The organism is Ruegeria sp. AP7 (genome assembly GCF_056539905.1).
Window position 1 is genome coordinate 82252 of record NZ_JBQFVT010000004.1, and the last position, 21130, is coordinate 103381.

23 protein-coding genes are annotated in these 21130 nt (G+C 56.1%); 10 read left to right on the forward strand and 13 right to left on the reverse strand.

Annotation, left to right across the window (positions count from 1 at the left end; genetic code table 11):
* Positions 1–67 precede the first annotated feature (67 nt).
* The 5 genes from groES to ACR0KN_RS09625 all read left to right on the forward strand — a co-directional run bounded on the left by groES (position 68) and on the right by ACR0KN_RS09625 (position 5001).
* On the forward strand, positions 68–355 hold the full coding sequence (groES, locus tag ACR0KN_RS09605) for a co-chaperone GroES (RefSeq protein ID WP_039523824.1): 288 nt from the start codon (positions 68–70) through the stop codon (positions 353–355).
* A 55-nt stretch (positions 356–410) separates the two neighbouring features.
* Positions 411–2054, forward strand: coding sequence for a chaperonin GroEL (groL, locus tag ACR0KN_RS09610; protein ID WP_170541347.1), 1644 nt, complete (start codon positions 411–413; stop codon positions 2052–2054).
* Positions 2055–2198: 144 nt separating this feature from the next.
* Positions 2199–3041 carry a DMT family transporter gene (locus tag ACR0KN_RS09615; protein ID WP_480653105.1) on the forward strand — a complete coding sequence of 281 codons (843 nt, stop codon included), beginning with the start codon at positions 2199–2201 and terminating at the stop codon, positions 3039–3041.
* A 38-nt stretch (positions 3042–3079) separates the two neighbouring features.
* Positions 3080–3853, forward strand: coding sequence for an alpha/beta hydrolase (locus ACR0KN_RS09620; protein WP_480653107.1), 774 nt, complete (start codon positions 3080–3082; stop codon positions 3851–3853).
* The gene (locus tag ACR0KN_RS09625; RefSeq protein ID WP_480653109.1) at positions 3850–5001 is read left to right on the forward strand and encodes an alpha-D-ribose 1-methylphosphonate 5-triphosphate diphosphatase; all 1152 of its coding nucleotides are present in this window, start codon (positions 3850–3852) and stop codon (positions 4999–5001) included. The genes ACR0KN_RS09620 and ACR0KN_RS09625 overlap by 4 nt, the downstream gene beginning before the upstream one ends.
* A 62-nt stretch (positions 5002–5063) precedes the next feature.
* Here ACR0KN_RS09625 and ACR0KN_RS09630 read toward each other — a convergent pair whose 3' ends face one another.
* The 4 genes from ACR0KN_RS09630 to ACR0KN_RS09645 form a co-directional block, all read right to left on the reverse strand.
* A complete protein-coding gene (locus ACR0KN_RS09630; protein WP_480653111.1) occupies positions 5064–6131 on the reverse strand; it encodes a 5-(carboxyamino)imidazole ribonucleotide synthase in 1068 nt (355 codons plus the stop codon).
* Positions 6132–6133: 2 nt separating this feature from the next.
* Positions 6134–6889 (reverse strand): NAD(P)-binding domain-containing protein, encoded by a 756-nt coding sequence (locus tag ACR0KN_RS09635; protein ID WP_480455559.1) that lies wholly within the window; start codon positions 6887–6889, stop codon positions 6134–6136.
* Positions 6886–7371 carry a 5-(carboxyamino)imidazole ribonucleotide mutase gene (purE, locus tag ACR0KN_RS09640; protein WP_480653113.1) on the reverse strand — a complete coding sequence of 162 codons (486 nt, stop codon included), beginning with the start codon at positions 7369–7371 and terminating at the stop codon, positions 6886–6888. Before purE ends, ACR0KN_RS09635 begins: the two co-directional genes overlap by 4 nt.
* Before the next feature lie 77 nt (positions 7372–7448).
* Complete coding sequence (locus ACR0KN_RS09645) at positions 7449–7673, reverse strand: YdcH family protein (protein ID WP_010441787.1); 225 nt, start codon at positions 7671–7673, stop codon at positions 7449–7451.
* Positions 7674–7838: 165 nt separating this feature from the next.
* Between ACR0KN_RS09645 and ACR0KN_RS09650 the strand changes: the two genes are divergently transcribed.
* From ACR0KN_RS09650 to ACR0KN_RS09660, 3 genes are all read left to right on the forward strand, one after another.
* Positions 7839–8252, forward strand: coding sequence for an Hsp20 family protein (locus tag ACR0KN_RS09650; RefSeq protein WP_010441788.1), 414 nt, complete (start codon positions 7839–7841; stop codon positions 8250–8252).
* Between the two features lie 5 nt (positions 8253–8257).
* Entirely contained in the window at positions 8258–8482 is a 225-nt protein-coding gene (locus ACR0KN_RS09655) for a DUF1150 family protein (RefSeq protein WP_170472953.1), read from the forward strand.
* Between the two features lie 86 nt (positions 8483–8568).
* Complete coding sequence (locus ACR0KN_RS09660; RefSeq protein WP_480653116.1) at positions 8569–9456, forward strand: PhzF family phenazine biosynthesis protein; 888 nt, start codon at positions 8569–8571, stop codon at positions 9454–9456.
* A gap of 20 nt (positions 9457–9476) precedes the next feature.
* On the opposite strand, the gene ACR0KN_RS09665 is transcribed toward ACR0KN_RS09660, so the two are convergent.
* From ACR0KN_RS09665 to trxB, 5 genes are all read right to left on the reverse strand, one after another.
* Positions 9477–10319, reverse strand: a complete 843-nt coding sequence (locus ACR0KN_RS09665) for a glycosyltransferase family 32 protein (RefSeq protein ID WP_480653118.1) — start codon at positions 10317–10319, stop codon at positions 9477–9479.
* Between the two features lie 131 nt (positions 10320–10450).
* Complete coding sequence (locus tag ACR0KN_RS09670; RefSeq protein ID WP_480653120.1) at positions 10451–12169, reverse strand: bifunctional sulfate adenylyltransferase/adenylylsulfate kinase; 1719 nt, start codon at positions 12167–12169, stop codon at positions 10451–10453.
* Positions 12170–12369: 200 nt separating this feature from the next.
* On the reverse strand, positions 12370–14025 hold the full coding sequence (locus ACR0KN_RS09675; RefSeq protein WP_480653122.1) for an adenylate/guanylate cyclase domain-containing protein: 1656 nt from the start codon (positions 14023–14025) through the stop codon (positions 12370–12372).
* 93 nt (positions 14026–14118) lie between these two features.
* The gene (locus ACR0KN_RS09680) at positions 14119–14577 is read right to left on the reverse strand and encodes an RES family NAD+ phosphorylase (RefSeq protein ID WP_480653124.1); all 459 of its coding nucleotides are present in this window, start codon (positions 14575–14577) and stop codon (positions 14119–14121) included.
* A gap of 1 nt (position 14578) precedes the next feature.
* Entirely contained in the window at positions 14579–15520 is a 942-nt protein-coding gene (gene trxB, locus ACR0KN_RS09685; protein WP_480653126.1) for a thioredoxin-disulfide reductase, read from the reverse strand.
* A gap of 227 nt (positions 15521–15747) precedes the next feature.
* Between trxB and ACR0KN_RS09690 the strand changes: the two genes are divergently transcribed.
* Positions 15748–16248 (forward strand): Lrp/AsnC family transcriptional regulator, encoded by a 501-nt coding sequence (locus tag ACR0KN_RS09690; RefSeq protein ID WP_010441796.1) that lies wholly within the window; start codon positions 15748–15750, stop codon positions 16246–16248.
* Between the two features lie 119 nt (positions 16249–16367).
* Here ACR0KN_RS09690 and ACR0KN_RS09695 read toward each other — a convergent pair whose 3' ends face one another.
* The 4 genes from ACR0KN_RS09695 to lgt form a co-directional block, all read right to left on the reverse strand.
* Positions 16368–17150 carry a Hint domain-containing protein gene (locus ACR0KN_RS09695; protein WP_480653128.1) on the reverse strand — a complete coding sequence of 261 codons (783 nt, stop codon included), beginning with the start codon at positions 17148–17150 and terminating at the stop codon, positions 16368–16370.
* Between the two features lie 725 nt (positions 17151–17875).
* Positions 17876–18634: a peptidoglycan editing factor PgeF gene (pgeF, locus tag ACR0KN_RS09700; RefSeq protein ID WP_170541307.1), complete on the reverse strand. Its 759-nt coding sequence runs from the start codon at positions 18632–18634 to the stop codon at positions 17876–17878.
* A complete protein-coding gene (locus ACR0KN_RS09705) occupies positions 18631–19698 on the reverse strand; it encodes a class I SAM-dependent methyltransferase (protein WP_480653130.1) in 1068 nt (355 codons plus the stop codon). Before ACR0KN_RS09705 ends, pgeF begins: the two co-directional genes overlap by 4 nt.
* On the reverse strand, positions 19695–20582 hold the full coding sequence (gene lgt / locus ACR0KN_RS09710; protein ID WP_480653132.1) for a prolipoprotein diacylglyceryl transferase: 888 nt from the start codon (positions 20580–20582) through the stop codon (positions 19695–19697). The genes ACR0KN_RS09705 and lgt overlap by 4 nt, the downstream gene beginning before the upstream one ends.
* Positions 20583–20679: 97 nt before the next feature.
* Between lgt and ACR0KN_RS09715 the strand changes: the two genes are divergently transcribed.
* A complete protein-coding gene (locus ACR0KN_RS09715) occupies positions 20680–20928 on the forward strand; it encodes an accessory factor UbiK family protein (RefSeq protein WP_010441801.1) in 249 nt (82 codons plus the stop codon).
* Positions 20929–21130: the final 202 nt, after the last annotated feature.

A 21130-nucleotide genomic window follows, 5' to 3' on the forward strand; every position in this document is an offset into this window, starting at 1 on the left:
GAGTGCTAACGCCTCGTCAGTCGGCGAGGGGAGGATAAACAAACTTTGAGCCCAAGGAGCTGCAAAGATGGCATTGAAACCGCTTCATGACCGCGTACTGGTTCGCCGTACCGAAAGCGAAGAAAAAACCGCAGGCGGCCTGATCATTCCCGATAGCGCAAAAGAAAAGCCCAGCGAAGGCGAAGTCGTCGCAACCGGCGAAGGCGCGCGCAAGGATAGCGGCGAACTGATCGCGATGGCTGTAAAAGCTGGTGACAAGATCCTGTTCGGCAAATGGTCGGGCACCGAGGTTCAGGTCAACGGCGAAGAGCTGCTGATGATGAAAGAAAGCGACATCATGGGGATCATCGAGTAAGCCCAAGCGCTTTCTCTGATCTTCATCTCAATAGATTTTCTCAAGGAGAGACAACATGTCTGCAAAGGACGTCAAGTTTGACACCGATGCCCGTAACCGCATGCTGGCCGGTGTAAATGTTCTGGCCGATGCTGTTAAAGTGACCCTGGGCCCCAAAGGCCGTAACGTGGTTCTGGACAAATCCTTTGGCGCACCGCGCATCACCAAAGACGGTGTTTCGGTTGCCAAGGAAATCGAACTGGAAGACAAGTTCGAAAACATGGGCGCGCAGATGGTGAAAGAAGTCGCCAGCCGCACCAATGACGAAGCCGGCGACGGCACCACCACTGCAACCGTTCTGGCTCAAGCCATCGTTCGCGAAGGTCTGAAGCAGGTTGCTGCTGGCCTGAACCCGATGGACCTGAAGCGCGGCATCGACCTGGCAACTGCCAAGGTTGTTGAAGGCATCAAAGACGCTTCGCGTGAAGTTAAAGACAGCGCTGAAGTTGCTCAGGTTGGCACCATCTCGGCCAACGGCGAAGCCGAAATCGGCCAGCAGATCGCAGACGCGATGCAGAAAGTTGGCAACGAAGGCGTTATCACCGTCGAAGAAAACAAAGGTCTGGAAACCGAGACCGATGTTGTCGAAGGTATGCAGTTCGACCGTGGCTACCTGTCGCCTTACTTCGTCACCAACGCAGACAAGATGATCGCAGAACTCGACGACTGCATGATCCTGCTGCACGAAAAGAAACTGTCCTCGCTGCAGCCGATGGTTCCGCTGCTCGAGCAGGTGATCCAGTCGCAAAAACCGCTGCTGATCATTGCTGAGGATGTTGAAGGCGAAGCGCTGGCGACTCTGGTTGTCAACAAACTGCGCGGCGGCCTGAAAATTGCTGCGGTCAAAGCACCGGGCTTCGGCGATCGCCGTAAAGCCATGCTGCAGGACATCGCAATCCTGACCGGCGGTCAGGTCATCAGCGAAGATCTGGGCATGAAGCTCGAGTCCGTCACCATGGACATGCTGGGCACCGCCAAGAAAATCGAAATCACCAAAGACGAAACCACCATCGTCGACGGTGCTGGCGAGAAAGCCGAGATCGAAGCACGTGTTGCTCAGATCCGTACTCAGATCGAAGAAACCTCGTCGGATTACGACCGTGAGAAGCTGCAAGAGCGCGTTGCCAAACTGGCAGGCGGTGTTGCCGTTATCCGCGTCGGCGGCATGACCGAAGTTGAAGTGAAAGAGCGTAAAGACCGTGTGGACGATGCTCTGAACGCGACACGCGCTGCTGTTCAGGAAGGCGTCGTTGTCGGCGGTGGTGTTGCTCTGGTTCAGGCTGGTAAAGCACTGGAAACTCTGGAAGGCGCAAACGCTGACCAGAACGCAGGCATCAACATCGTGCGCAAGGCTATTGAATCGCCGCTGCGTCAGATCGCCGAGAACGCAGGTGTCGACGGTGCAGTTGTTGCAGGCAAGGTTCGTGAATCTTCCGACGCAGCATTCGGCTTCAACGCTCAGACCGAAGAATATGGCGACATGTTCTCGTTCGGCGTCATCGACCCGGCCAAAGTTGTCCGTACCGCTCTGGAAGACGCGGCATCGGTTGCTGGCCTGCTGGTCACCACCGAAGCAATGGTTGCCGACAAGCCCGCCAAAGAAGGCGCGGCACCTGCCGGCGGCATGCCCGACATGGGCGGCATGGGCGGCATGATGTAAGCTGCTCAAGCCATAGCGCTTATCGACGGGGTCGCCTTTGGGCGGCCCCGTTTTAGTTTGCGCTGGTAAACACGGCGAGCCGCGTGCTGTGTTCGCGCAGAAAAGTGAGTGTGCAAACCGCGTTGAAACCTCTATGCCGTTGATATGCGCCTGTTTCTTTTGACCTCACTGACCATGTGCGCCTTCGCGGCAAACTCGATCCTCAATCGGCTTGCGATTGATAGCGGTGCCAGTGATCCGGCGGGATTTGCGGTCGTCCGAGTATTGTCTGGTGCTTTGGTTTTGGCTGCACTGGTGGCTATGCGAGGCGGCACAATCCCAGTGTTTAGCCGCCGGCGCATAGCTGGGGCAGGGTCGCTATTAATCTACATGATCGGATTCTCCGTCGCCTATCTGACGCTCGATGCAGGGCTTGGCGCGTTGATCCTATTTGGAGTGGTGCAGATCACGATGTTCGCCATCGGGGCTTTGACTGGCTCGGTACCCATGATGCGGCAGCTACTCGGTGCCGGGGTTGCGCTGGGCGGTCTGGTATTTGTCCTTTGGCCTGCCGGGCCGGTGCAGGTCGATCCGTTGGGTGCGAGTATGATGACGGCTGCCGGGATTGGATGGGCTATCTATTCCATCTCTGGGCGATCAGAACCAGACGCGTTGTCGGGAACTGCCGCAAACTTCATTGTGGCTTTGCCATTTACGGCACTCGCCTTGTTCCTAATGGGCAGTGACTGGCATATGACGACGCTAGGCTATGTATTGGCGGCGTTATCCGGAGGCGTCACGTCCGGTCTGGGCTATGCACTGTGGTATCGCGTTGTGCCGCAGCTTTCGCCTGCTGTCGCCGCGATCGTACAACTCAGCGTTCCGGTCATCGCCATTGCCGCCGGTATCATTCTCCTATCAGAGGTTGCGAACCTACGGCTGTTGCTAGGAGCAAGTTTTGTGCTGGGCGGAATTGCGCTGGCAGTGACGCGGCGGCGCGGCGACTAGGGGTTTTCTCAACTTTGGTTAAGTCTTATTTGGCGGGTATGAAGTTTGTAGCAGCGATCTTTCTTACTATTGCTCCCGTGGCGGTACAGGCGAAATGCGTCGTGCTGCTCCACGGGCTTGCGCGCACCGAGGCTTCGTTTACCGTCATGGAGCAGCTTTTCCATGCCCATGACTATACGGTAATCAGGCCGGGTTACCCATCGACAGATTTGCCGATACCCGAGCTCGCCAACCAGACATTTCCCGATGCTTTCGAGGCCTGTGGTGGCGACACGGTGAACGTCGTGGCCCATTCGATGGGAGGCATTCTGTTACGGTATTGGTTGCAGGATAATGAACCCGAGAAACTTGGGCGCGTCGTTATGCTTGGCCCCCCGAACCAAGGCAGCCAACTGGTAGATGAGCTTGGCGCTTGGGAGGTGTTCGGTTTTCTGAATGGACCCGCCGGTCTGGCATTGGGAACAGGCCCCGAGGGCATTCCGCGCCGCTTGCCGCCTGTCGACTTCGATCTGGGGGTGATTGCGGGAGAGAATTCTTTAAATCCGCTTTTTTCGTCCCTTATTGACGGGCCCGATGACGGCAAGGTCTCAATTGAGACAACAAAAGTTGAGGGTATGTCAGATCATATTGTCCTGCCGGTTACCCATACGTTCATGATGAATAACCCACGCGTCATGGCGCAGACACTGCATTTCATCGAATTCGGACAGTTTGATCCCCAGATCACTTGGCTTGATGGGGTGATGGATATCATCGATCAGATCTGTCTGGGCGAAGACTGCTCGGAACCCGAATCGGAGCGCACTCAATGAGCTCATTGGAACTGACATTGACCGGCGCAGATGTTCTGCTGCTGGAGGATGGGCTTACGAGCGGTGAATTATCCATCGCAGACGGTCTTGTACAGTCGGGCAGGGCAGGGCGGCAGATTGATTTGTCGGGCTATTTTGTTCTGCCCGGGATCATAGATCTGCATGGCGACGGGTTCGAACGCCATATCGCTCCGCGTCGTGGCGCGATGAAGCAGATGGCAGAGGGCATTTTATCGGTTGAGGCGGAATTGGCGGCAAACGGAATTACGACCGCTGTTCTGGCGCAGTTTCACAGCTGGGAAGGTGGCGTGCGCGGACCCGAATTTGCCGGGCAAGTCTTCGAGGCCATATCGGCGGTCCGTAATGATGTGGCGACAGATCTGATCCCACAGCTACGCTTTGAAACCCATATGCTGGACGACTATGAGGTGCTGCCAGAGCGCATTGAAAGCTGGCAGGTCCCCTACGTGGTCCTAAACGATCATCTGCCTCATGATCGGTTGGCGGAAGGGCGCAAACCACCGCGTCTGACGGGGCAGGCGTTGAAGGCGGGGCGTAATCCGGAAACCCATTTTGACATGCTGCTATCAATGCACGCACGCAGTACCGAGGTGCCAGCTGCATTGGATGGGCTTTGCGCTAAACTCACAGAACGAGGCATACGACTCGGCAGCCATGATGACTCCACTTCTCAGGATCGTACGGTCTGGCGCGATCGCGGTGTCATGATCTCGGAATTCCCCGAAACGCTTGAAGCCGCCGAAGCCGCCAGAGCGGGTGGTGATCACATCATCCTCGGTTCGCCAAACGTCGTTCGTGGCGGTTCGCATAAGGGAAATGCCAGTGCTTTGGACCTGATCGCAATGGGTCTGTGTGATGCGCTGGCATCGGATTACCACTACCCCAGCCCACGTCGTGCCGCGTTGATGCTGGTTAAATCCGGTTTGCTGGATCTCACAAATGCTTGGGCTTTGGTTTCTTCGGGTCCCGCAGAAGTTCTGGGCCTCAAGGATCGTGGAGCACTGCAACCCGGAAAACGCGCTGATCTTGTAATATTGGACGCAACAACCCAACGTGTTGCGGCCACTTTGTCAGGTGGGCGCGTCAGCTACATGTCCGGTGATATCGCTAGGCGGTTTCTAAGCTGATCCCAGCTTCATCTGGCCAAAAATATCCCCGCCAGAGGCATCGCGCGTCAGCGCGATTACTTCTAACGCACGATACGATTGAAATGCCCCATCTTGCGGCCCACCTTGACCTCGGTTTTGCCGTAGAGATGCAGCGCGATATCCCGCTCACGCGCAAGCTCGGGCACGCGGTCCATGTCGTGACCTATTAAGTTCTCCATCACAACGTCCGAGTGCCTTTGCCCATCACCCAATGGCCAACCTGCCACTGCTCGAATATGCTGCTCGAACTGATCTACGGCACAACCATTCTGTGTCCAGTGACCCGAGTTGTGAACCCGAGGTGCGATTTCGTTCACGATTAAGCCTTCAGGCGTCACAAACAGTTCAACTCCCATCACGCCAACATAATCCAGCGCGTTCAGGATATTGGCCGCGAGTAAAACAGCGTCTGTTCGTTGCGCCTGAGACAGGCGTGCTGGGATTGTGGTCGTATGTAGGATACCGTCACGATGCACGTTCTCGCCGGGATCGAAACAGGCGACCTGACCGTCCAGGCCACGCGCTGCGATAACCGACACTTCATGGCTGAATTCCACGAACCCTTCCAGAATGGACGGCGCATCTGCCATATCACCCAAAGCTGCCTCGGCGTCGTTGGGCGCACGCAGGCGGGCTTGCCCTTTGCCGTCATATCCAAAGCGGCGGGTTTTCAGGATCGCAGGGGTGCCGATTTCATCAATTGCAGCCTGCAGACTGTTCAGATCGGTGATGTCTGCAAAGGGCGCAGTTTTAAGGCCCAGACCTTGCAGAAAGGTCTTCTCGGTCAGCCGGTCCTGACTGACCCGTAACGCCTCACGGCCGGGGCGGATTGGGCGATGTGCTTCAAGCAGATCCAGCGCCTGAGTGGGGATGTTTTCGAATTCATAGGTGATGACGTCTACCGATTCCGCAAAGACCTTGAGAGCGTTCTCATCATCATACGCAGCGGTTGTGACACGATCCGCCACCTGTCCGGCGGGCGGGTTCGTACCTGGTTCAAAGATATGAGCCTTGAACCCCAGTCGTGCTGCGGCGACCGACAGCATACGGCCCAGCTGGCCACCGCCCAGTATTCCGATCGTTGCACCGGTCGGAAGCATATCTGCCATCGTTACGTCTCCAATCGTTTGCCAATCGCTGTAAGAGCGCTGCGCAAAGCATCATGCGCGCCCTCGGACTGCAAGGTATCTGTCATCTGAAGGCTTAGCGTGCCTTCGGTCGCAAGTGCGTCGCGCTCTGTAGCCAATTGACCCGCTTGCCCTTTCTGCGTGGCTTCAAGGAAACCTGACATCAGTTGAGTGGTGTAGAACTCGGCACCGTGTTCGTCGCCGGTTTGCTCGGCCAGCCATCCTGCACCGGTTGCCATCAGATCCAGTAGGCCTGGCACCATGGCGCATATTGCGAAATGGGCGTTCAATGCCGTCTCGTCAGCGACTTTTACCACGGGGTTCTCTGGCTCAAACAACTCGGCCAGCAAGCGATCATTGCCGTAGGCGGCGAGTGGGCATCCTCCGGTCTGCAAAAATCCCAACGGGATGGTCTGCACGAAATTTGATGCTGGAGCGCATAGTGTTGCAAGCTGGGTCTGAGGCACCGCAGCCATCACAGATACGATCTGCTGATCAGAGCGAAAGGTCAGCGGGCTTAGAACGTCTTCTGCAATATGTGGGCGAAGGCAGAGGAACACGATGTCTGAGCCATCAAGTACCTCCTGCGGAGTGCCGACGCCGACTCCAAGCTCTGCCTTCAAGGCCTCGGAAACCTGCGCGTTGCGCTCGGTGACACAAATTTCATGACCTTTTGAAGCCATTAATCGTGCAATCGGCGCCGCGATGTGGCCGGTGCCGATGATGCCGATGCGGCTCATCCCTGCGGTTCCTCGGGAATCGAGGCCGAGAGCGCCTCGCGCCAAGCCTCCAACCGATCCGCCAGTGCCGCATCCTGTAGCGCTAGTATTCCCGCAGCCATCAGACCCGCATTGGCCCCACCGGCCGAGCCGATCGCCATGGTTGCCACCGGAAAGCCTTTGGGCATCTGCACGATCGAATAGAGCGAATCCACGCCCGACAGTGCGCGTGTCTGCACAGGCACACCGATCACCGGCACGCGGGTTTTTGACGCCATCATTCCGGGCAAATGCGCTGCGCCGCCTGCACCAGCGATGATCACGTGTAAGCCGCGCGAAACAGCGGATTTGCCATAGTCCCAAAGACGGTCTGGCGTGCGATGAGCCGAGACGATGCGCGCCTCATATGTGATGCCCAATTCATCCAGAATATCGGCGGCCTCTTTCATCGTGGGCCAGTCCGACTGACTGCCCATGATGATCCCTACTTTCACATCGCTCATAGCTACTGTGCCCCTGCCTTCGGAAAGAGCGCGCACTATAGCCAAATCCACTTATGTGGCAATGCTGTACGCGCGCTTCAGGCGATGATATCTGGGGTCAAACGGTCTTCGATCAGACGAATAATGTCTTTCAGGCGCAGTTTCTGCTTTTTCAGTCGTTTGATCGTCAGCTGATCCGAGGTCCCCTTGGCCTGCAAGGCCTCGATGGCTTCGTCCAAATCGCGGTGCTGGCGTCGAAAGACCTCCAACTCCACCCGCAGGACTTCATCGGTTTTCATCGAAAGATCGGTGGGTGCGTTCATGGACGACTCAGTGTTTCAAGTGGTGCTTTCGACACAAGATAGTGTGTCAGGGTTTATCCGGCCAGACCTTGTGGACATCCCTGTATCTTCCCATATTCTATAACACGCGGTTGCCGACAGCGGGACCGCACAATACGTCGCTTTGACAATGAAGGACGAAAATACGTGTCGAAACTTACCTTAGGCTCATACCCGCATCTTTTGGGGTTCGAGCAGTTGGAACGCCTTCTGGAACGGTCTGCAAAGGCCGGAAATGAAGGATACCCGCCCTATAATATCGAACAGACCTCGGATTTTTCCTATCGCATCACCCTGGCAGTGGCCGGGTTCGCGGAAGAGGACCTGTCGATTACCATCGAGGACCGCCAACTGGTGATCCGGGGCCGTCAACGCGACGACAGTGAAGGGCGCATTTTCCTGCATCGCGGCATCGCGGCCCGTCAATTCCAGCGAATGTTTGTGCTGGCAGATGGCGTCGAGGTGGGCGAGGCGATCATGGAGAACGGTCTGCTGCATGTGGATCTGACCCGCGCCGTGCCAGAAACCGTGGTTCAGACAATCAACATCAAGAAGGGGTAAGAGCAATGAATACGCCGATTGAGATCAACACTGAAGGCAACCGGATTGTCTATGTAAAGGCCGTTGATGTGGCCGACCTGCCGCAGGATCTGCGCGAGCAGGCAGGCGATTTGGATCAGCTTTATGCGGTTCACGATTCCGATGGCCAGCAACTGGCTTTGGTGGCCGACCGCAAACTGGCCTTTGTGCTTGCACGGGAGCATGATCTTTCGCCCGTGGCCGTTCACTGAACCGGCTCCGCACTCTGCTGAAATGACGTGACATTTGCCTCGACTGCGGTGATCTTGCCGCAGTCGGCAAAGCAGGAGTGTGCATCATGAGCTGGTATGATTTTGACTGGGTGGACGCATTCAGTGATCGGGCCTTTGGCGGTAACGGCTGCGCAGTCGTGCATGGCGGGGCCAGCCTGACGGATGAGGTTTGTATGTCTTACGTGCGCGAAACCTCATTGGTTGAATGCACCTTCACAGGACCATCGGATGTAGCCGACATCCGAGTCCGATATTTTCTTGCCAGCCGGGAAATCCCGTTTGCTGGACATCCGACAATCGCAACCGTTGCAGCAATGCGTTCGCGTGACCTGTTCGAAGGCGATGCGCTGACGCTGGAAACCGGGGCAGGGATCGTATCGATCGAACTTAATGGCGATGAGATTGAGATGACGCAGGTCGCTCCGAAATTTGGTGATCAGGTGCCAGCCAAGTTGGTTGCTGCTGCTATCGGGTTGCCTGAGGCTGCAATTGTCTCTCCACCTCAATTCGTTTCGACCGGACTGCCGTTCTGCATCACGGTTTTGCGCGATCACGCAGCGTTGCGTGCGGCTAAGCTTGACGTGGATTCGCTTGGAAGAATTGCTGAAAGGGCTGGATTCTCGGGGTCCGACATGGCCGAGCCGTTTCTGGTCACACTCGATGGCGCAACGGCGGAAGGCGATACATTTTCGCGCCTTTTGATGGCGCCGCCAAGCCCTCCCGAAGACCCGTTTACGGGTTCGGCGACTGGCGCGATGGCGGCCTATCTGTGGAAATATGAATTGATGAAGAAGGACTGTTTTATCGCTGAGCAGGGGCACGATATGGGGCGGCCCGGCCAGGCGCGCGTTACGAAAGTTGGTCCCTCCCAAGCCATGACTGGAATCAAAGTTGCCGGGCGCGGCCATGTGCTGATGCGTGGGCAGGTGGACCTGCCTGACGGGGTGTCATAGCGCATTGGGTCTGTCGCAGCTTACTGCTTCATCCAATCTGCCTGAATGATTGGTCGCGAAGCCGGATCAATCGAATGCCTTTCGCAGATCCTTTCCAGATATGACCGTCTCTGCGGCAGGCCTGCATTTTGACTTGCGAGCCATTTCTTTTGATGGCCGTAGATATGAACTGAATAGGTCCGCTCACCCTCGAACTCTTTCAGCGCGATGTTCGGGGCGTGCAGTTTCCAAAGCTCTTGCCGTTCAAGTGGATAAAACGCATCTGGCGGTTTTGCTTGGCGATCCTCACCCGTCTTGTTCATGAAATGAGTCAGCGCCTTGGGGCCGGAACACCCCCAGGGCAGCGTCTCGATCCCCCATGTTTCTCCACGCATGGAACGATCGCGGTTCTTTCGGTGCAAGCGTGGTCCACGCCATGGTTGGGTTGGGTTTTCGGCCGCCACAAATTCCAACATCTGCGTCAGTGCCTGTGACTCACTCGGCAGCCTAAGAACACCGTTCGGTAGTGATCCAGATGATGTGGAGCCAAAGACATAAGGGCCTTCGAACTCAAATGGCCTGACGCAGTACGCGTCCAGATCGACCCAGATAGAACTGGTTTTCCGCATCAGATGCAGCCGAAAGATGTCTGAGAAAACTGCGATCCGATGTCGGTCGTTATTCTCAAGATCGAACGGAGCAGGCCAGAGTATCTCGGATGCAGGGCGAATTACGGCACCGTCTGGTACACCATCGATCTGTTCGGCGGTGTATAGAACGAACTCGTGACCGTTATCGAGATAAGATTGGATGCAAAGCGCCTCGATCCAGGATAAATTCGAACCGTACCAGAAGCCGGCGATAGTTGGCAGAGCCTGCGCCATTCAGTGACCATACCCAATCATTCGATTGCTCAATCTATATTCGGTTTTCACCAGATCCGGCAACGTGGGGTGTTTCAGACGAAGGTGGCAGCCTCCGAATGACGGAGGCTGCCGTTACTTTTACGAGGTGCTCAACCGGCAGCGATCAATCCCATGCTTTCCAGTTTCAGCAGAACCTGATGGGCGCAGTTGTCGACTTCGACATTCTCGGTTTCGACGCTTAGCTCGGGATTTTCGGGCACATCGTAAGGATCAGAAATTCCTGTGAATTCCTTGATTTTACCCTCACGCGCGAGCTTATAAAGGCCTTTACGATCGCGGCGCTCGCATTCCTCAATACTGGTGGCCACATGCACTTCGCAGAACGCACCGAATTGTTCGATCTCTTCGCGCACGGCGCGCCGGGTGGTGGCATAGGGTGCAATCGGCGCACAGATCGCGATACCGCCGTTTTTGGTGATCTCACTGGCCACATAGCCGATGCGGCGGATGTTCAGGTCGCGGTGCTCTTTTGAGAAGCCCAGCTCAGAGGACAGGTTCTTTCGCACGATATCCCCGTCAAGCAGGGTGACAGGACGGTCCCCGGTCTCCATCAGTTTGACCATCAAAGCGTTGGCAATTGTGGATTTGCCTGAGCCCGAGAAGCCCGTGAAGAACACTGTGAAACCCTGTTGAGATCGCGGCGGGAAACGATTGCGCAATTCTTGTACAACCTCGGGGAACGAAAACCATTCCGGAATCTCAAGCCCTTCGCGTAAACGGCGGCGCAGTTCCGTGCCCGAGATGTTCAGGATCGTGACGTTGTTCTTGTCCAGAATCTCGTCATTCGGCTCGTATTGGGCGCGTTCCTGCACGTAAACCATGTGTTTGAAGTCGACCATCTCGACGCCGATCTCGTCCTGATATTTTCGGAACAGGTCCTGCGCGTCGTAGGGGCCATAGAAATCTTCACCAGCCGAGTTTTTGCCCGGACCGGCGTGGTCACGACCAACGATGAAATGGGTGCAACCGTGGTTTGCGCGGATCAACCCGTGCCAGACCGCCTCGCGCGGGCCAGCCATGCGCATCGCAAGGTTCAGTAGCGACATCGAGGTGGTTGAGGCCGGGTATTTGTCCAGCACCGCCTCATAGCAGCGTACACGCGTGAAATGATCTACATCGCCGGGCTTGGTCATTCCGACTACAGGGTGGATTAGCAGGTTGGCCTGCGCCTCTTTGGCCGCGCGGAAGGTCAATTCCTGATGCGCACGGTGCAAAGGGTTGCGTGTTTGGAACGCGACGATCCGACGCCAGCCAACTTTGCGGAAATACGCGCGCAATTCGTTTGGCGTGTCGCGGCGGGCTTTGAAATCATAATGCACGGGCTGCTGAATGCCAGTGACCGGGCCGCCCAGATAAACTTTGCCCGCTACATTATGCAGGTAATTCACAGCCGGATGCGCATCGTCATCGGCACCAAAGACCTTTTCCGCCTCACGCACCTTGTCCGGTGTCCAGCGGTCGGTCACGGTCATGGTGCCCAGAATGACGCCTTCCTGATCACGCAGGGCAATGTCCTGACCCAGTTCGATGGTTGCCGCAAATTCCTCATCAACGTCCAGCGTGATCGGCATCGGCCACAGCGCTCCATTGGCCAGGCGCATGTTTTCGACCACGTTGTCGTAATCGGCTTCGCTCAGGAAACCTTTGAGCGGGTTGAACCCGCCATTCATAAGCAGTTCCAAGTCGCAGATCTGTCGGGGAGTTAGGTCCCAACTGGTTAGGTCGGCTGCTTCGACCTTCAGTTTTTGTGCGGATTCGTAAGAAACGTATAATTCAGGGATCGGGGCCAGATTGCTTAGCATCGTCATAGGAAATCTCTTATCGCAGTGTCGTTTTCTGTTGTTTCAGAGGTGTTAGTGAGGCATTTGCCCCGACCTCGGTGCGATGTCCATAGACCGGTTGAAACAAAGGAGGATATGCGCGGTTTTTTCCCGAAATGGAACGTTTTTCTGTTTTTTGTTTTAGGTTACTGAAAAAATCCCGTTGCTCAACGACATTAGGCGCATTCTCAGGCAATCTGTTCCAGGGGCGTGGTTTGCGATTCAAGGTCGGCTGCGTGTCTGACGGGAAGGGCGGGGACAGGTCCAGAGACACCCCGCAGGCTGAATTCCCGCAGATCGCGCGGATCACATTGCAACCCCGCCGCGTCCAGAACCTTGTCCGATACAAGAAGTTCGACCCCCAGCGCTTTTGTTTCGGCCTCTAGTCGGCTGGCAACATTTACCGCGTCTCCTATGATGGTGCGCGGCGCGTGTTTCGCGGCACCAATTTCGCCCAATACAAGGTCACCAAGATGCAGGCCCATGCCAATACGTACGGGCTGGCTGCCTTCTGCTTCAAGCTGTTGATTGAAACGCTCCAATGCCCGCCCGATCCCAGCCGCCGCCCTTAGACCGGCACTTGCTGAACTTGCGGCATTGGCTGTTTCGAACATCGCCAACAGACCGTCGCCCATATATTTATCAACCACTCCGCCCTGCGCGGTGATCGCGGGAACGATTGCGTCGAAGAAACGATTCAACAGAAACACGATGTCATACGGCAATTGCCCGGTCGTGCGGGCGGTGAATCCGCGCATGTCCAGAAACAAAACTGCCAGTTGCCGCTCTTGCCCCTGACTGGCATGCGCACGATCGCGCGCACCGTCCGGGCGGAAAACGCGAAACACGGTGAGCGGGTCGGTCGGCCGCATCTGACAGGCAAGGCGGGTACCTTTGGGCGCGCTGACGGCTTTCAGACTGCGGGCTTCGACTTCGGTAGGCGGGTGCAGCTGATCGGCGCCTTCTTCAACCACAACACGACAGGTCGTGCAGCGCCCCTTGCCACCGCATAGCGCAGTATGGGGAATGCCGTTTGCGCGCGACATCTCCAAAAGGGTCATGCCTTTTTCTGACACGACTTCGGGACCGTTGACATAGCGTACCCTCACCGAATGCCGCCGTCGCCAAAGCTTGCGCCCGAGATAGACCATTCCGGTCAGCGCCAGCGCGGCCCAGAATACCCACTGCGCATAATCTTTGACTGCAAACAGGGCCTGAAACTCGTCTTGCGAGGGCCAGTTATAGTGTTCGATATACTGTTCTCGCAGATCGGGGTCGGCAAAATCGGCCCAGATACGCCGCCCCTCGGTAAGAAGACCGGCGAAGGCAAAGCCCGGTACAAAGACGGCGATGCCGATCAGATATGGAACCAGCGCGCGCCACCATGTGGTCAGCCGCAGCCACATATGCAGCCCGATACACCCGTGAATCCACACCAGCAGCAGCAATAGGCTTTGGAACCAGATCGCGGTGCTGGGCCACATCAGTATGATGATGTACCCCATTTCATCATTCACCCCGAAAATCTCATGCGCATAGCGGGTCTGGACCAGATGAGAGACTAGCTGCAGCGGGATCAACAGGCCAAGAATAACCTGAAGCGCGACGCTGAAAGGCATCCTGAGCGTACGGCGCTGCGCAAGCGAGACCAGCGCGAGACCCATGTGCATCAGCAATGCGCCATATATCACGATGCTGCCGATCTCATGGCGGTTGACAGCTTTGCGCCCGCCCTGCATCCCGTGCAGCAGGTCGGTGTGAAACAGACCAAGGCCGATATTGATGAAGTGAAAGAACGCAAAGACAAACAGCACGAGGCCGCTTGCGATTCTGAGCCGGCTCATCCATCCGCCGCGCCAAAGTGCGTTATCCAAAAGCTTACCTGTTCGTCGCGTTGCTTGAATCGATCCTGATACGGCGGTGTGCGCCGGTCAAGGTTACCTTTCGGGACGCCAATCGTTAGGCGTGCTAGCTGGCTGTATCAAATTGACCCCAGAACTGAACAACACGAGATGGCTAAGTTCGGGTCGCGAACGCGAACTGTACAACAGCCCGTCCGCGCCAACTGCGCGTGCTTCATCCGAAAATCGCCAAGTTGGGGAAGGGGTGCCGTTGTCCCGCAGGTCTTGCCAGACAATCGAGACATCGGCGCGCCCCCGCAAGTCCATCAAATGCGCTGCGGAAATCTGAAACTGTTGAATTACACGCGGCGGATCGCATGGCGAGACATAGCGCCGTATGGCGATCCCAGCTCCTTCTGCGCTTAGTGAAGCATACAGGGCGAATTGGCCGGAATGATGAAACCGGCCTTCGGGTGCGCGGGCAGGTGCCAATGGGATGCCCAATTGGCTGCGGAACAGAATTCTCCAGACCGGGCCGGAGAACTCTGTGATCATTCTAGTCGTTCTCCGCCAAGAACCGCTCGGCATCCAGCGCAGCCATGCAACCCATACCAGCGCTGGTTACAGCCTGACGATACACATGATCGGTCAAGTCCCCGGCTGCAAAGACGCCCGGAACCGAGGTCTCGGTCGTGCCCGGTTTGGTAATGACGTAGCCACCCATGTGGGTTTCCAAGGTGTCCTTGACCAGTTCATTCGCCGGGGCGTGACCGATAGCGACAAACACGCCTTTGCACGGGATTTCGGTGATCTCTCCGGTTTTGACGTTCTTGACCTTGACGCCTTCGACACCCAGCGGAGCATCAGTGCCAACGACCTCTTCCAATTCATGGAACCACAGCGGCTCGATCTTTTCGTTCTTGTGCAGCCGGTCCTGCAGAATCTTCTCAGCGCGCAGCTCATCGCGGCGGTGGATCAGCGTGACTTTGCTAGCAAAATTGGTCAGGAACAGCGCCTCTTCCACTGCGGTGTTCCCACCACCGATTACCACAATTTCCTGCCCACGATAGAAGAAACCGTCACAGGTGGCACAGGCCGAGACGCCAAAGCCTTTGAATTTTTCCTCGGATGGCAGGCCGAGCCATTTGGCCCGCGCGCCTGTGGCCAGAATTACTGCATCGGCAGTATAAACTGTGCCGCTGTCACCCTTGGCCGTGAAGGGGCGCTGGCTGAGATCCAGATCGTTGATGATGTCACCGATGACCTCGCATCCCATGGCCTTGGCGTGATCCTGCATACGCATCATCAGATCCGGCCCTTGCACCTCGGTGTCACCGGGCCAGTTCTCGACTTCGGTAGTAGTGGTCAGTTGCCCTCCAGGCTCGATCCCCTGCACCAGAATCGGTTCCAGCATGGCGCGGCTTGCATAGACGCCAGCAGTGTATCCGGCCGGTCCCGATCCGATGATCAAAACCTTTGTGTGTCGTGTTTCAGCCATGGTATCCCCACTCGATCTGCCTTTTAGGGCAATTTTCCAATCCGGATCGATATAGCGACCACAACGCAGAGCTTAAAGCCCTTTCATATTGCAAGCTCGTGATGCGACTGATGACAGGTTAATCGGGCGAACATGCATTTGAGATAACGAAAATTGCTCAGTCGTGAAATATTATTGCGCCCACCGGGGCTGCTGATATAACAACCGGAAAAATTTAGGAGCATTCGATGGTCGCGACCCGATTGGATGAAATCGACCGCAAGATTCTTGCGGAGCTGCAGGCCGACGGCCGAATGACCAATGTTGAACTTGCCAAACGCGTTGGAATATCGGCTCCACCCTGTCTGCGACGGGTGCGGACATTGGAGGATTCGGGCTATATCCATGGTTACCATGCGGATGTGAACGCCCGCGAACTTGGATTCGAGGTGCAGGTTTTTGCGATGGTCGGGTTGGAAAGCCAGGCTGAATCCGAACTCAGTGCCTTTGAAGACCGTTGCCGCGAATGGCCTTTAGTCCGTGAATGCCATATGCTGAACGGCGAGGTGGATTTCATCCTGAAATGCGTTGCACCAGATCTCAGCAGTTTTCAGCAATTTCTTACGGGAGAGCTGCTGACTACGCCAAACGTGGCCAGCGTGAAAACCTCGCTTGTTATCCGAGGCGCAAAAGACGAGCCAGGCGTACCATTTGACGTACTGGAAGACCGGATGAACCAGACGGCCTGACCCTGATGCCAGATTGATCCACCGCGCATGGTGACAGCACCGCTGCCACAGCCAGGGATAGTGCCCAAATTACTAATATCTGCATGATGCCTCTACACTTGCAGTAATCGTTAACCATTTCACGCTGTTAGAGCGTCAATTTCACCATCTCCGGCCCTTGGCAAGAGTAATGGGCCAAAATCGTTCAGTGATTCGATATGTGAGAATAGATTCAGATAGATCGATCGCAAAGAGTGGCTGATCATACGTACAGCATTGACGCCAGGATGGTAGGTTTCGAATTGCAGACCATCAATCCTGATGACCGAATGTCGCGCGACGCAGATATGGAACAACTCAACCGGAGTCGGCGGTAGCGTTTCAATTACGCTCGTACCGTCTTGGAACTCATTCACGGGTGTCAGCATAGGTTGGCCGGCATGCAAATGGCGCATATGCGCTGGTGTCGCGAGCAGACGTGCTGCGGGACCTGCGATAACGCCCGACATTGGTTTCTGCATCCCAAAGGTATCGGCCATAATTCGGGTCAGCGGACGGGTCCGTCCACGCGAATCTTCGCGCCCCGGGATTAGTGTTACAGACCCCTTCCAAAGCACCGTTTCGGATGATCCGTTCTGAGTAAGAACATCATCACCAGGCATCAGGTCTTCAATGGCCATCGGACCATGCGTTGTCTCCACCAACGAGCCACGTGTAAAGGCGCAGAACGCATCTTCGAACATCGGTAAGGCTGGTGCGATATGCCTTGTCTGTGAAACATCCCCATTTTCCAGCAGGCAAGAAACTTCGTACCTTCGAAGCTGGGCCTTAGGTTTTGTTGACGGTCCAGGCACATCGCGCAACAGCGCTGATGTCTCGACCGCGTTTCTGGCAGCTTGTGCCAGAGAATTTGGAATAGCCATATATTCCGTCTCCTCTAAATACCGTCCGGGCATTTTGAACCCCCGTGCAACTGCGCCAAACGGCTATGTTCTTTGTCTTTAATCAAAGGGATAAACACCGGCCGATGCTGCAAGTGCGCAGCGCCGCGAAAATTAAACACCAATGTTCATGGTCAATTTCGTGACCCCCCAGACAAACTCGTAAACTGCAGGCTTCAATTGCCCGCACGCACACGCTCCGAAACATGGTCGCAATCTCGATCGCGACCCCACATACCGAACCAGAGCATTACCCGGTATGTGTCTTGCCCGTTGAGACCGGCAGCTGGTCCCATGGGGTTGCTTGTCAGCGTCTCGCCGCCAGGCGGCGCGCGACTCTGACAGAGTGACTAGAAACCCGCTTCCAGGGCATTTCTGGTTCCTGATCCTTAAGGGCCGTAAGCACGGCATTCAGAAAGCGCGATTTCATTCTCATATTCATCATCCTGCTTCGTTGGGGCGAAACGCCCGGTTCCTGTATGTCGACCAAATGTGATGCGGCTTTGCGGCACCGATAAGGCTGATCCGGGATGAATTCAGGACAATAAGAAGGTTTTAGTTACCTCTTGGCTACGTACGCCAACGCTCAGTTGCCCCAATTTCGGGTAACCGTCTGAGCATTGGTGAAAATTTGAGACGATTCTGTGACAGATAAACACAATAAATGTGGCAGAATCTGGGCGAAGTTGCCTTAATTCGGGCTAGATCTACAGCCTGATCGCTGAAATCAACCTGCCGTAATCGACCTCATTGGCGTGGGTTGAACGCCGATAGGAATAGAACCTATCAGGGTCGGAATACGTGCAGTGCTTAATCCATTCGGCTTGTCCAACACCGGCCTGACGCAAACGGTGCAGGCCAAACGCGGGTAAGTCAAAGTGCAGGCGGTCGCCTTCGCCATTTGCGAAGAATCGCGTGTTTTCCGACGAGTCAGCGATAAAGCTGTCCAGAAATTCCGGGCCAACTTCGTATGCACGTTGCGAAATGGTTGGACCAATGACCGCTGCAGTGTTTGCCCGTGTGGCTCCCAATCCCTCCATCGCATCAAGAGTTGCCTCTAGAACGCCGTCTAACGCTCCGCGCCAACCCGCGTGCGCCGCACCGATCACTTTTGCGTCAGAATCAGCCAATAGAACTGGCTGGCAATCCGCCGTCAATATCGTCAGGGCGAGGCCTGGCGTCGCCGTAACAACCGCGTCCGCTTTGGGCTTCTCGCCATTAATTGGTCCGTCCACGGTGATTACGGTTGGAGAATGCACCTGATGCACGCCGATCAAACCCTCTGGGGTGACTTCCATGGCCTGGGCGACGCGCCTACGATTCAAGGCTACGGCCTCGGCCAGATCAGTTGAACCGGTTCCGCAATTGAGACCCGCATAAATGCCTGACGAAGCGCCGCCGCGACGACTGAAGAACCCGTGTCGCACTGGGGACAAAATATCAGATGTGAGGATTTCCAATGTCATGGTTCCAGTCCCGGTGGCGGTGCAGCGTGTTGCGGATATAGGCCCAGTACTTTGAATAGGTTTCCCATTTCATCGGGATGCGTCAACCGTCGATGTGCGGCGACCAATGTCTCAAGCTGTGTCCCGCTGAGCGTAGTGGCCAGCGACTGTGCACGCGCAGTAATGCCGAGCCGCTCGAGAAACACACCTTGTGGCGTCAATCGGGTATGAGCACAGCCGGATACCTTGGCCGCATTTGCGAGTGCCTCAAAGTCCACATGGGCGGTCAAGTCTGCTTGGCCGGGCTGAGCCAGCGGGTCAACGGATTCATGCGCTTGCAGGGCTTGCAGCGTATCGCCTAATGATCGCCAATCTCCGTAGTCGATGATCAGTGCAGCGCCGCCATTGCGAGATATTTGCCCAGCGATGTTGCTGAGAATAGGGGCCGCAGCTGCACACTGTTCAACCAGATCGTCATCTTGCGTATCCTGCAATCTGTCGTCCAATGCTGCCTGAGGGACTTGTGCTCCAAGACCGAAAGCAAGGCTTGTGCCATCGACTCCGATCAATCGCTCGCGCCAACCTTCACCATCACGCAGGAACTGACGGATGGGTAGGGCGTCAAAGAACTCATTTGCGACGAGAAACAGAGGCAGGTCAGCAAGGTCAGTGATCGAGTCGATCCACTGAGGTTCATGGCCCCGCAGGGTGTCAGATTGCATTCTGCGCAGAACCGGAGAGGCTTCGAGCAGCGCAATCCGGGCGGCGTCGTGAAATCCGGGGACAGTTTTTGTCGCGCGCAAGATATCCGCCATCAGGGTACCCCGGCCCGGACCAAGTTCGGCCAGAACGATCCGATCAGGCTGACACTGATCAAGCCAGCATTGGGCCAAACATAGCCCGACAAGCTCTCCGAACATCTGGCTGATCTCGGGGGCAGTGATGAAATCGCCTTCTGCTCCCAGCGGATCGCGCGTCGTGTAGTATCCGTGCTCCGGATGCATCAGACACTCGGACATATAGTCGGCGACAGTCATAGGGCCATCGTGATGAATACGTCGGAGCAGATGATCCTTCAGCGTCATGTTCTGCGAAGCGCCCGCAACGCAAACCATAGGCCGAGCGCAATCATTGGCAGCGACAAGAGTTGCCCCATCGTCAGCCCATATCCTCCGATATGCCACGCCAACCCAAGCGGATTCCCGGGTGACACAAACTGTGCATCAGGTTGCCGGAAGAACTCGACCAAGAAACGCGAGGCGCCATAGCCTGCAAGGAAGACACCCATTATCAGACCGGGTTTCTGAAACGCACCGCGCCGGTAAACCAGCCAGATCAGTAGCGCACCAAGAACCAGCCCCTCAAGCGCTGCTTCATACAATTGCGACGGGTGGCGGGCACACATCCCGGCCACAACGTCGGGGCAATCCTGTGCAGCCGCGCCGGGAAAAATCACGGCCCACGGCAGTTCGCTGGGCCGCCCCCACAGCTCGGCATTGGTGAAGTTTGCTAAACGTCCCAATAGCAACCCGGGTGGCACTGTGTGGGCAACTAGATCAGCCAGCGAGAGAATCTCGATATTGTTACGTCTGCCATAGAGATAGGTGGCAATAATCACGCCTAGTAAACCACCATGAAACGCCATGCCGCCTTGCCAGACCATCAGGATCTCAAGCGGATGGGTTAGGTAGTAGGCGGGTTGGTAGAACAGGACGAATCCCAGTCGACCACCCAATATGACGCCAAGAATTATCCAGGTGACCAGATCTTCAAGCTGGTCGGGGCGCATGGGGGGTGTCTCGTCCAGCCAAAGCGCGGGCCGTCGCAGCGCCATCAACGCCAGGCGCCAAGCGATCAAAATGCCAGCGATATAGGCCAGCGCATACCAGCGCAGCGCAAACTCCATCCCGAACAAAGAGATCGAGAAAACGTCGGGTGACAGATCGGGAAAATTCAGTACAGCCTGCATGTGCGTCTCATTGCCCGGGGTTTGCGGGGCAAGTCAACCTTGAGCCCGGGCCATTCTTTACCCATATAGAGAGCAATCGTGAAATCGGAGAAAGCCCATGCAAACCCGTAACAAGATTCTGGACGATATGTCTCAACTCATGACCAACGCCATGGGCGTGGCGCAAGGGGCGCGGGAAGAAGCTGAAAATGCGATGAAGTCGATGATGGATCGCTGGCTGGCTGATCGCGACTTTGTCACCCGGGAAGAGTTTGATGCTGTGCGGGCCATGGCGCAGAAAGCGCGCGAAGAAAATGCCGCGCTTGAACAGCGTATTGCCGCACTTGAAGCGAAGCTGGACAAATAAGTCCGACTGAATTGCAAATTTCAGGCAAAGACAATCAGCCGCGCAATCCAGACTTGGATTGAGCGGTGACGTGTATGATGCCGCCTTGCAGAAAATAATCAAGACAAAGCTGCGTGAGGCGCCAATATTTTGATCGGCGTTGCCAACTGTCCACAACTTATTGCTGTTATCCCCAATAATTAGGGTTGCCAGAACCCGGCGT

What these genes read in the sequence shown, in the direction of transcription:
- ACR0KN_RS09670 (WP_480653120.1), bottom strand. Translation starts at nt 12,169, where the DNA reads ATGACGATGCTAAGCAATCTGGCCCCGATCCCTGAATTATACGTTTCT.
- ACR0KN_RS09715 (WP_010441801.1), top strand. Translation starts at nt 20,680, where the DNA reads ATGCAAACCCGTAACAAGATTCTGGACGATATGTCTCAACTCATGACC.
- lgt (WP_480653132.1), bottom strand. Translation starts at nt 20,582, where the DNA reads ATGCAGGCTGTACTGAATTTTCCCGATCTGTCACCCGACGTTTTCTCG.
- ACR0KN_RS09660 (WP_480653116.1), top strand. Translation starts at nt 8,569, where the DNA reads ATGAGCTGGTATGATTTTGACTGGGTGGACGCATTCAGTGATCGGGCC.
- pgeF (WP_170541307.1), bottom strand. Translation starts at nt 18,634, where the DNA reads ATGACATTGGAAATCCTCACATCTGATATTTTGTCCCCAGTGCGACAC.
- ACR0KN_RS09675 (WP_480653122.1), bottom strand. Translation starts at nt 14,025, where the DNA reads ATGAGCCGGCTCAGAATCGCAAGCGGCCTCGTGCTGTTTGTCTTTGCG.
- ACR0KN_RS09665 (WP_480653118.1), bottom strand. Translation starts at nt 10,319, where the DNA reads ATGGCGCAGGCTCTGCCAACTATCGCCGGCTTCTGGTACGGTTCGAAT.
- purE (WP_480653113.1), bottom strand. Translation starts at nt 7,371, where the DNA reads ATGAGCGATGTGAAAGTAGGGATCATCATGGGCAGTCAGTCGGACTGG.
- ACR0KN_RS09695 (WP_480653128.1), bottom strand. Translation starts at nt 17,150, where the DNA reads ATGGCTATTCCAAATTCTCTGGCACAAGCTGCCAGAAACGCGGTCGAG.
- ACR0KN_RS09630 (WP_480653111.1), bottom strand. Translation starts at nt 6,131, where the DNA reads ATGGCAGATATGCTTCCGACCGGTGCAACGATCGGAATACTGGGCGGT.
- trxB (WP_480653126.1), bottom strand. Translation starts at nt 15,520, where the DNA reads ATGGCTGAAACACGACACACAAAGGTTTTGATCATCGGATCGGGACCG.
- ACR0KN_RS09625 (WP_480653109.1), top strand. Translation starts at nt 3,850, where the DNA reads ATGAGCTCATTGGAACTGACATTGACCGGCGCAGATGTTCTGCTGCTG.
- ACR0KN_RS09615 (WP_480653105.1), top strand. Translation starts at nt 2,199, where the DNA reads ATGCGCCTGTTTCTTTTGACCTCACTGACCATGTGCGCCTTCGCGGCA.
- ACR0KN_RS09705 (WP_480653130.1), bottom strand. Translation starts at nt 19,698, where the DNA reads ATGACGCTGAAGGATCATCTGCTCCGACGTATTCATCACGATGGCCCT.
- ACR0KN_RS09655 (WP_170472953.1), top strand. Translation starts at nt 8,258, where the DNA reads ATGAATACGCCGATTGAGATCAACACTGAAGGCAACCGGATTGTCTAT.
- groL (WP_170541347.1), top strand. Translation starts at nt 411, where the DNA reads ATGTCTGCAAAGGACGTCAAGTTTGACACCGATGCCCGTAACCGCATG.
- groES (WP_039523824.1), top strand. Translation starts at nt 68, where the DNA reads ATGGCATTGAAACCGCTTCATGACCGCGTACTGGTTCGCCGTACCGAA.
- ACR0KN_RS09690 (WP_010441796.1), top strand. Translation starts at nt 15,748, where the DNA reads ATGGTCGCGACCCGATTGGATGAAATCGACCGCAAGATTCTTGCGGAG.
- ACR0KN_RS09635 (WP_480455559.1), bottom strand. Translation starts at nt 6,889, where the DNA reads ATGAGCCGCATCGGCATCATCGGCACCGGCCACATCGCGGCGCCGATT.
- ACR0KN_RS09680 (WP_480653124.1), bottom strand. Translation starts at nt 14,577, where the DNA reads ATGATCACAGAGTTCTCCGGCCCGGTCTGGAGAATTCTGTTCCGCAGC.
- ACR0KN_RS09645 (WP_010441787.1), bottom strand. Translation starts at nt 7,673, where the DNA reads ATGAACGCACCCACCGATCTTTCGATGAAAACCGATGAAGTCCTGCGG.
- ACR0KN_RS09620 (WP_480653107.1), top strand. Translation starts at nt 3,080, where the DNA reads ATGAAGTTTGTAGCAGCGATCTTTCTTACTATTGCTCCCGTGGCGGTA.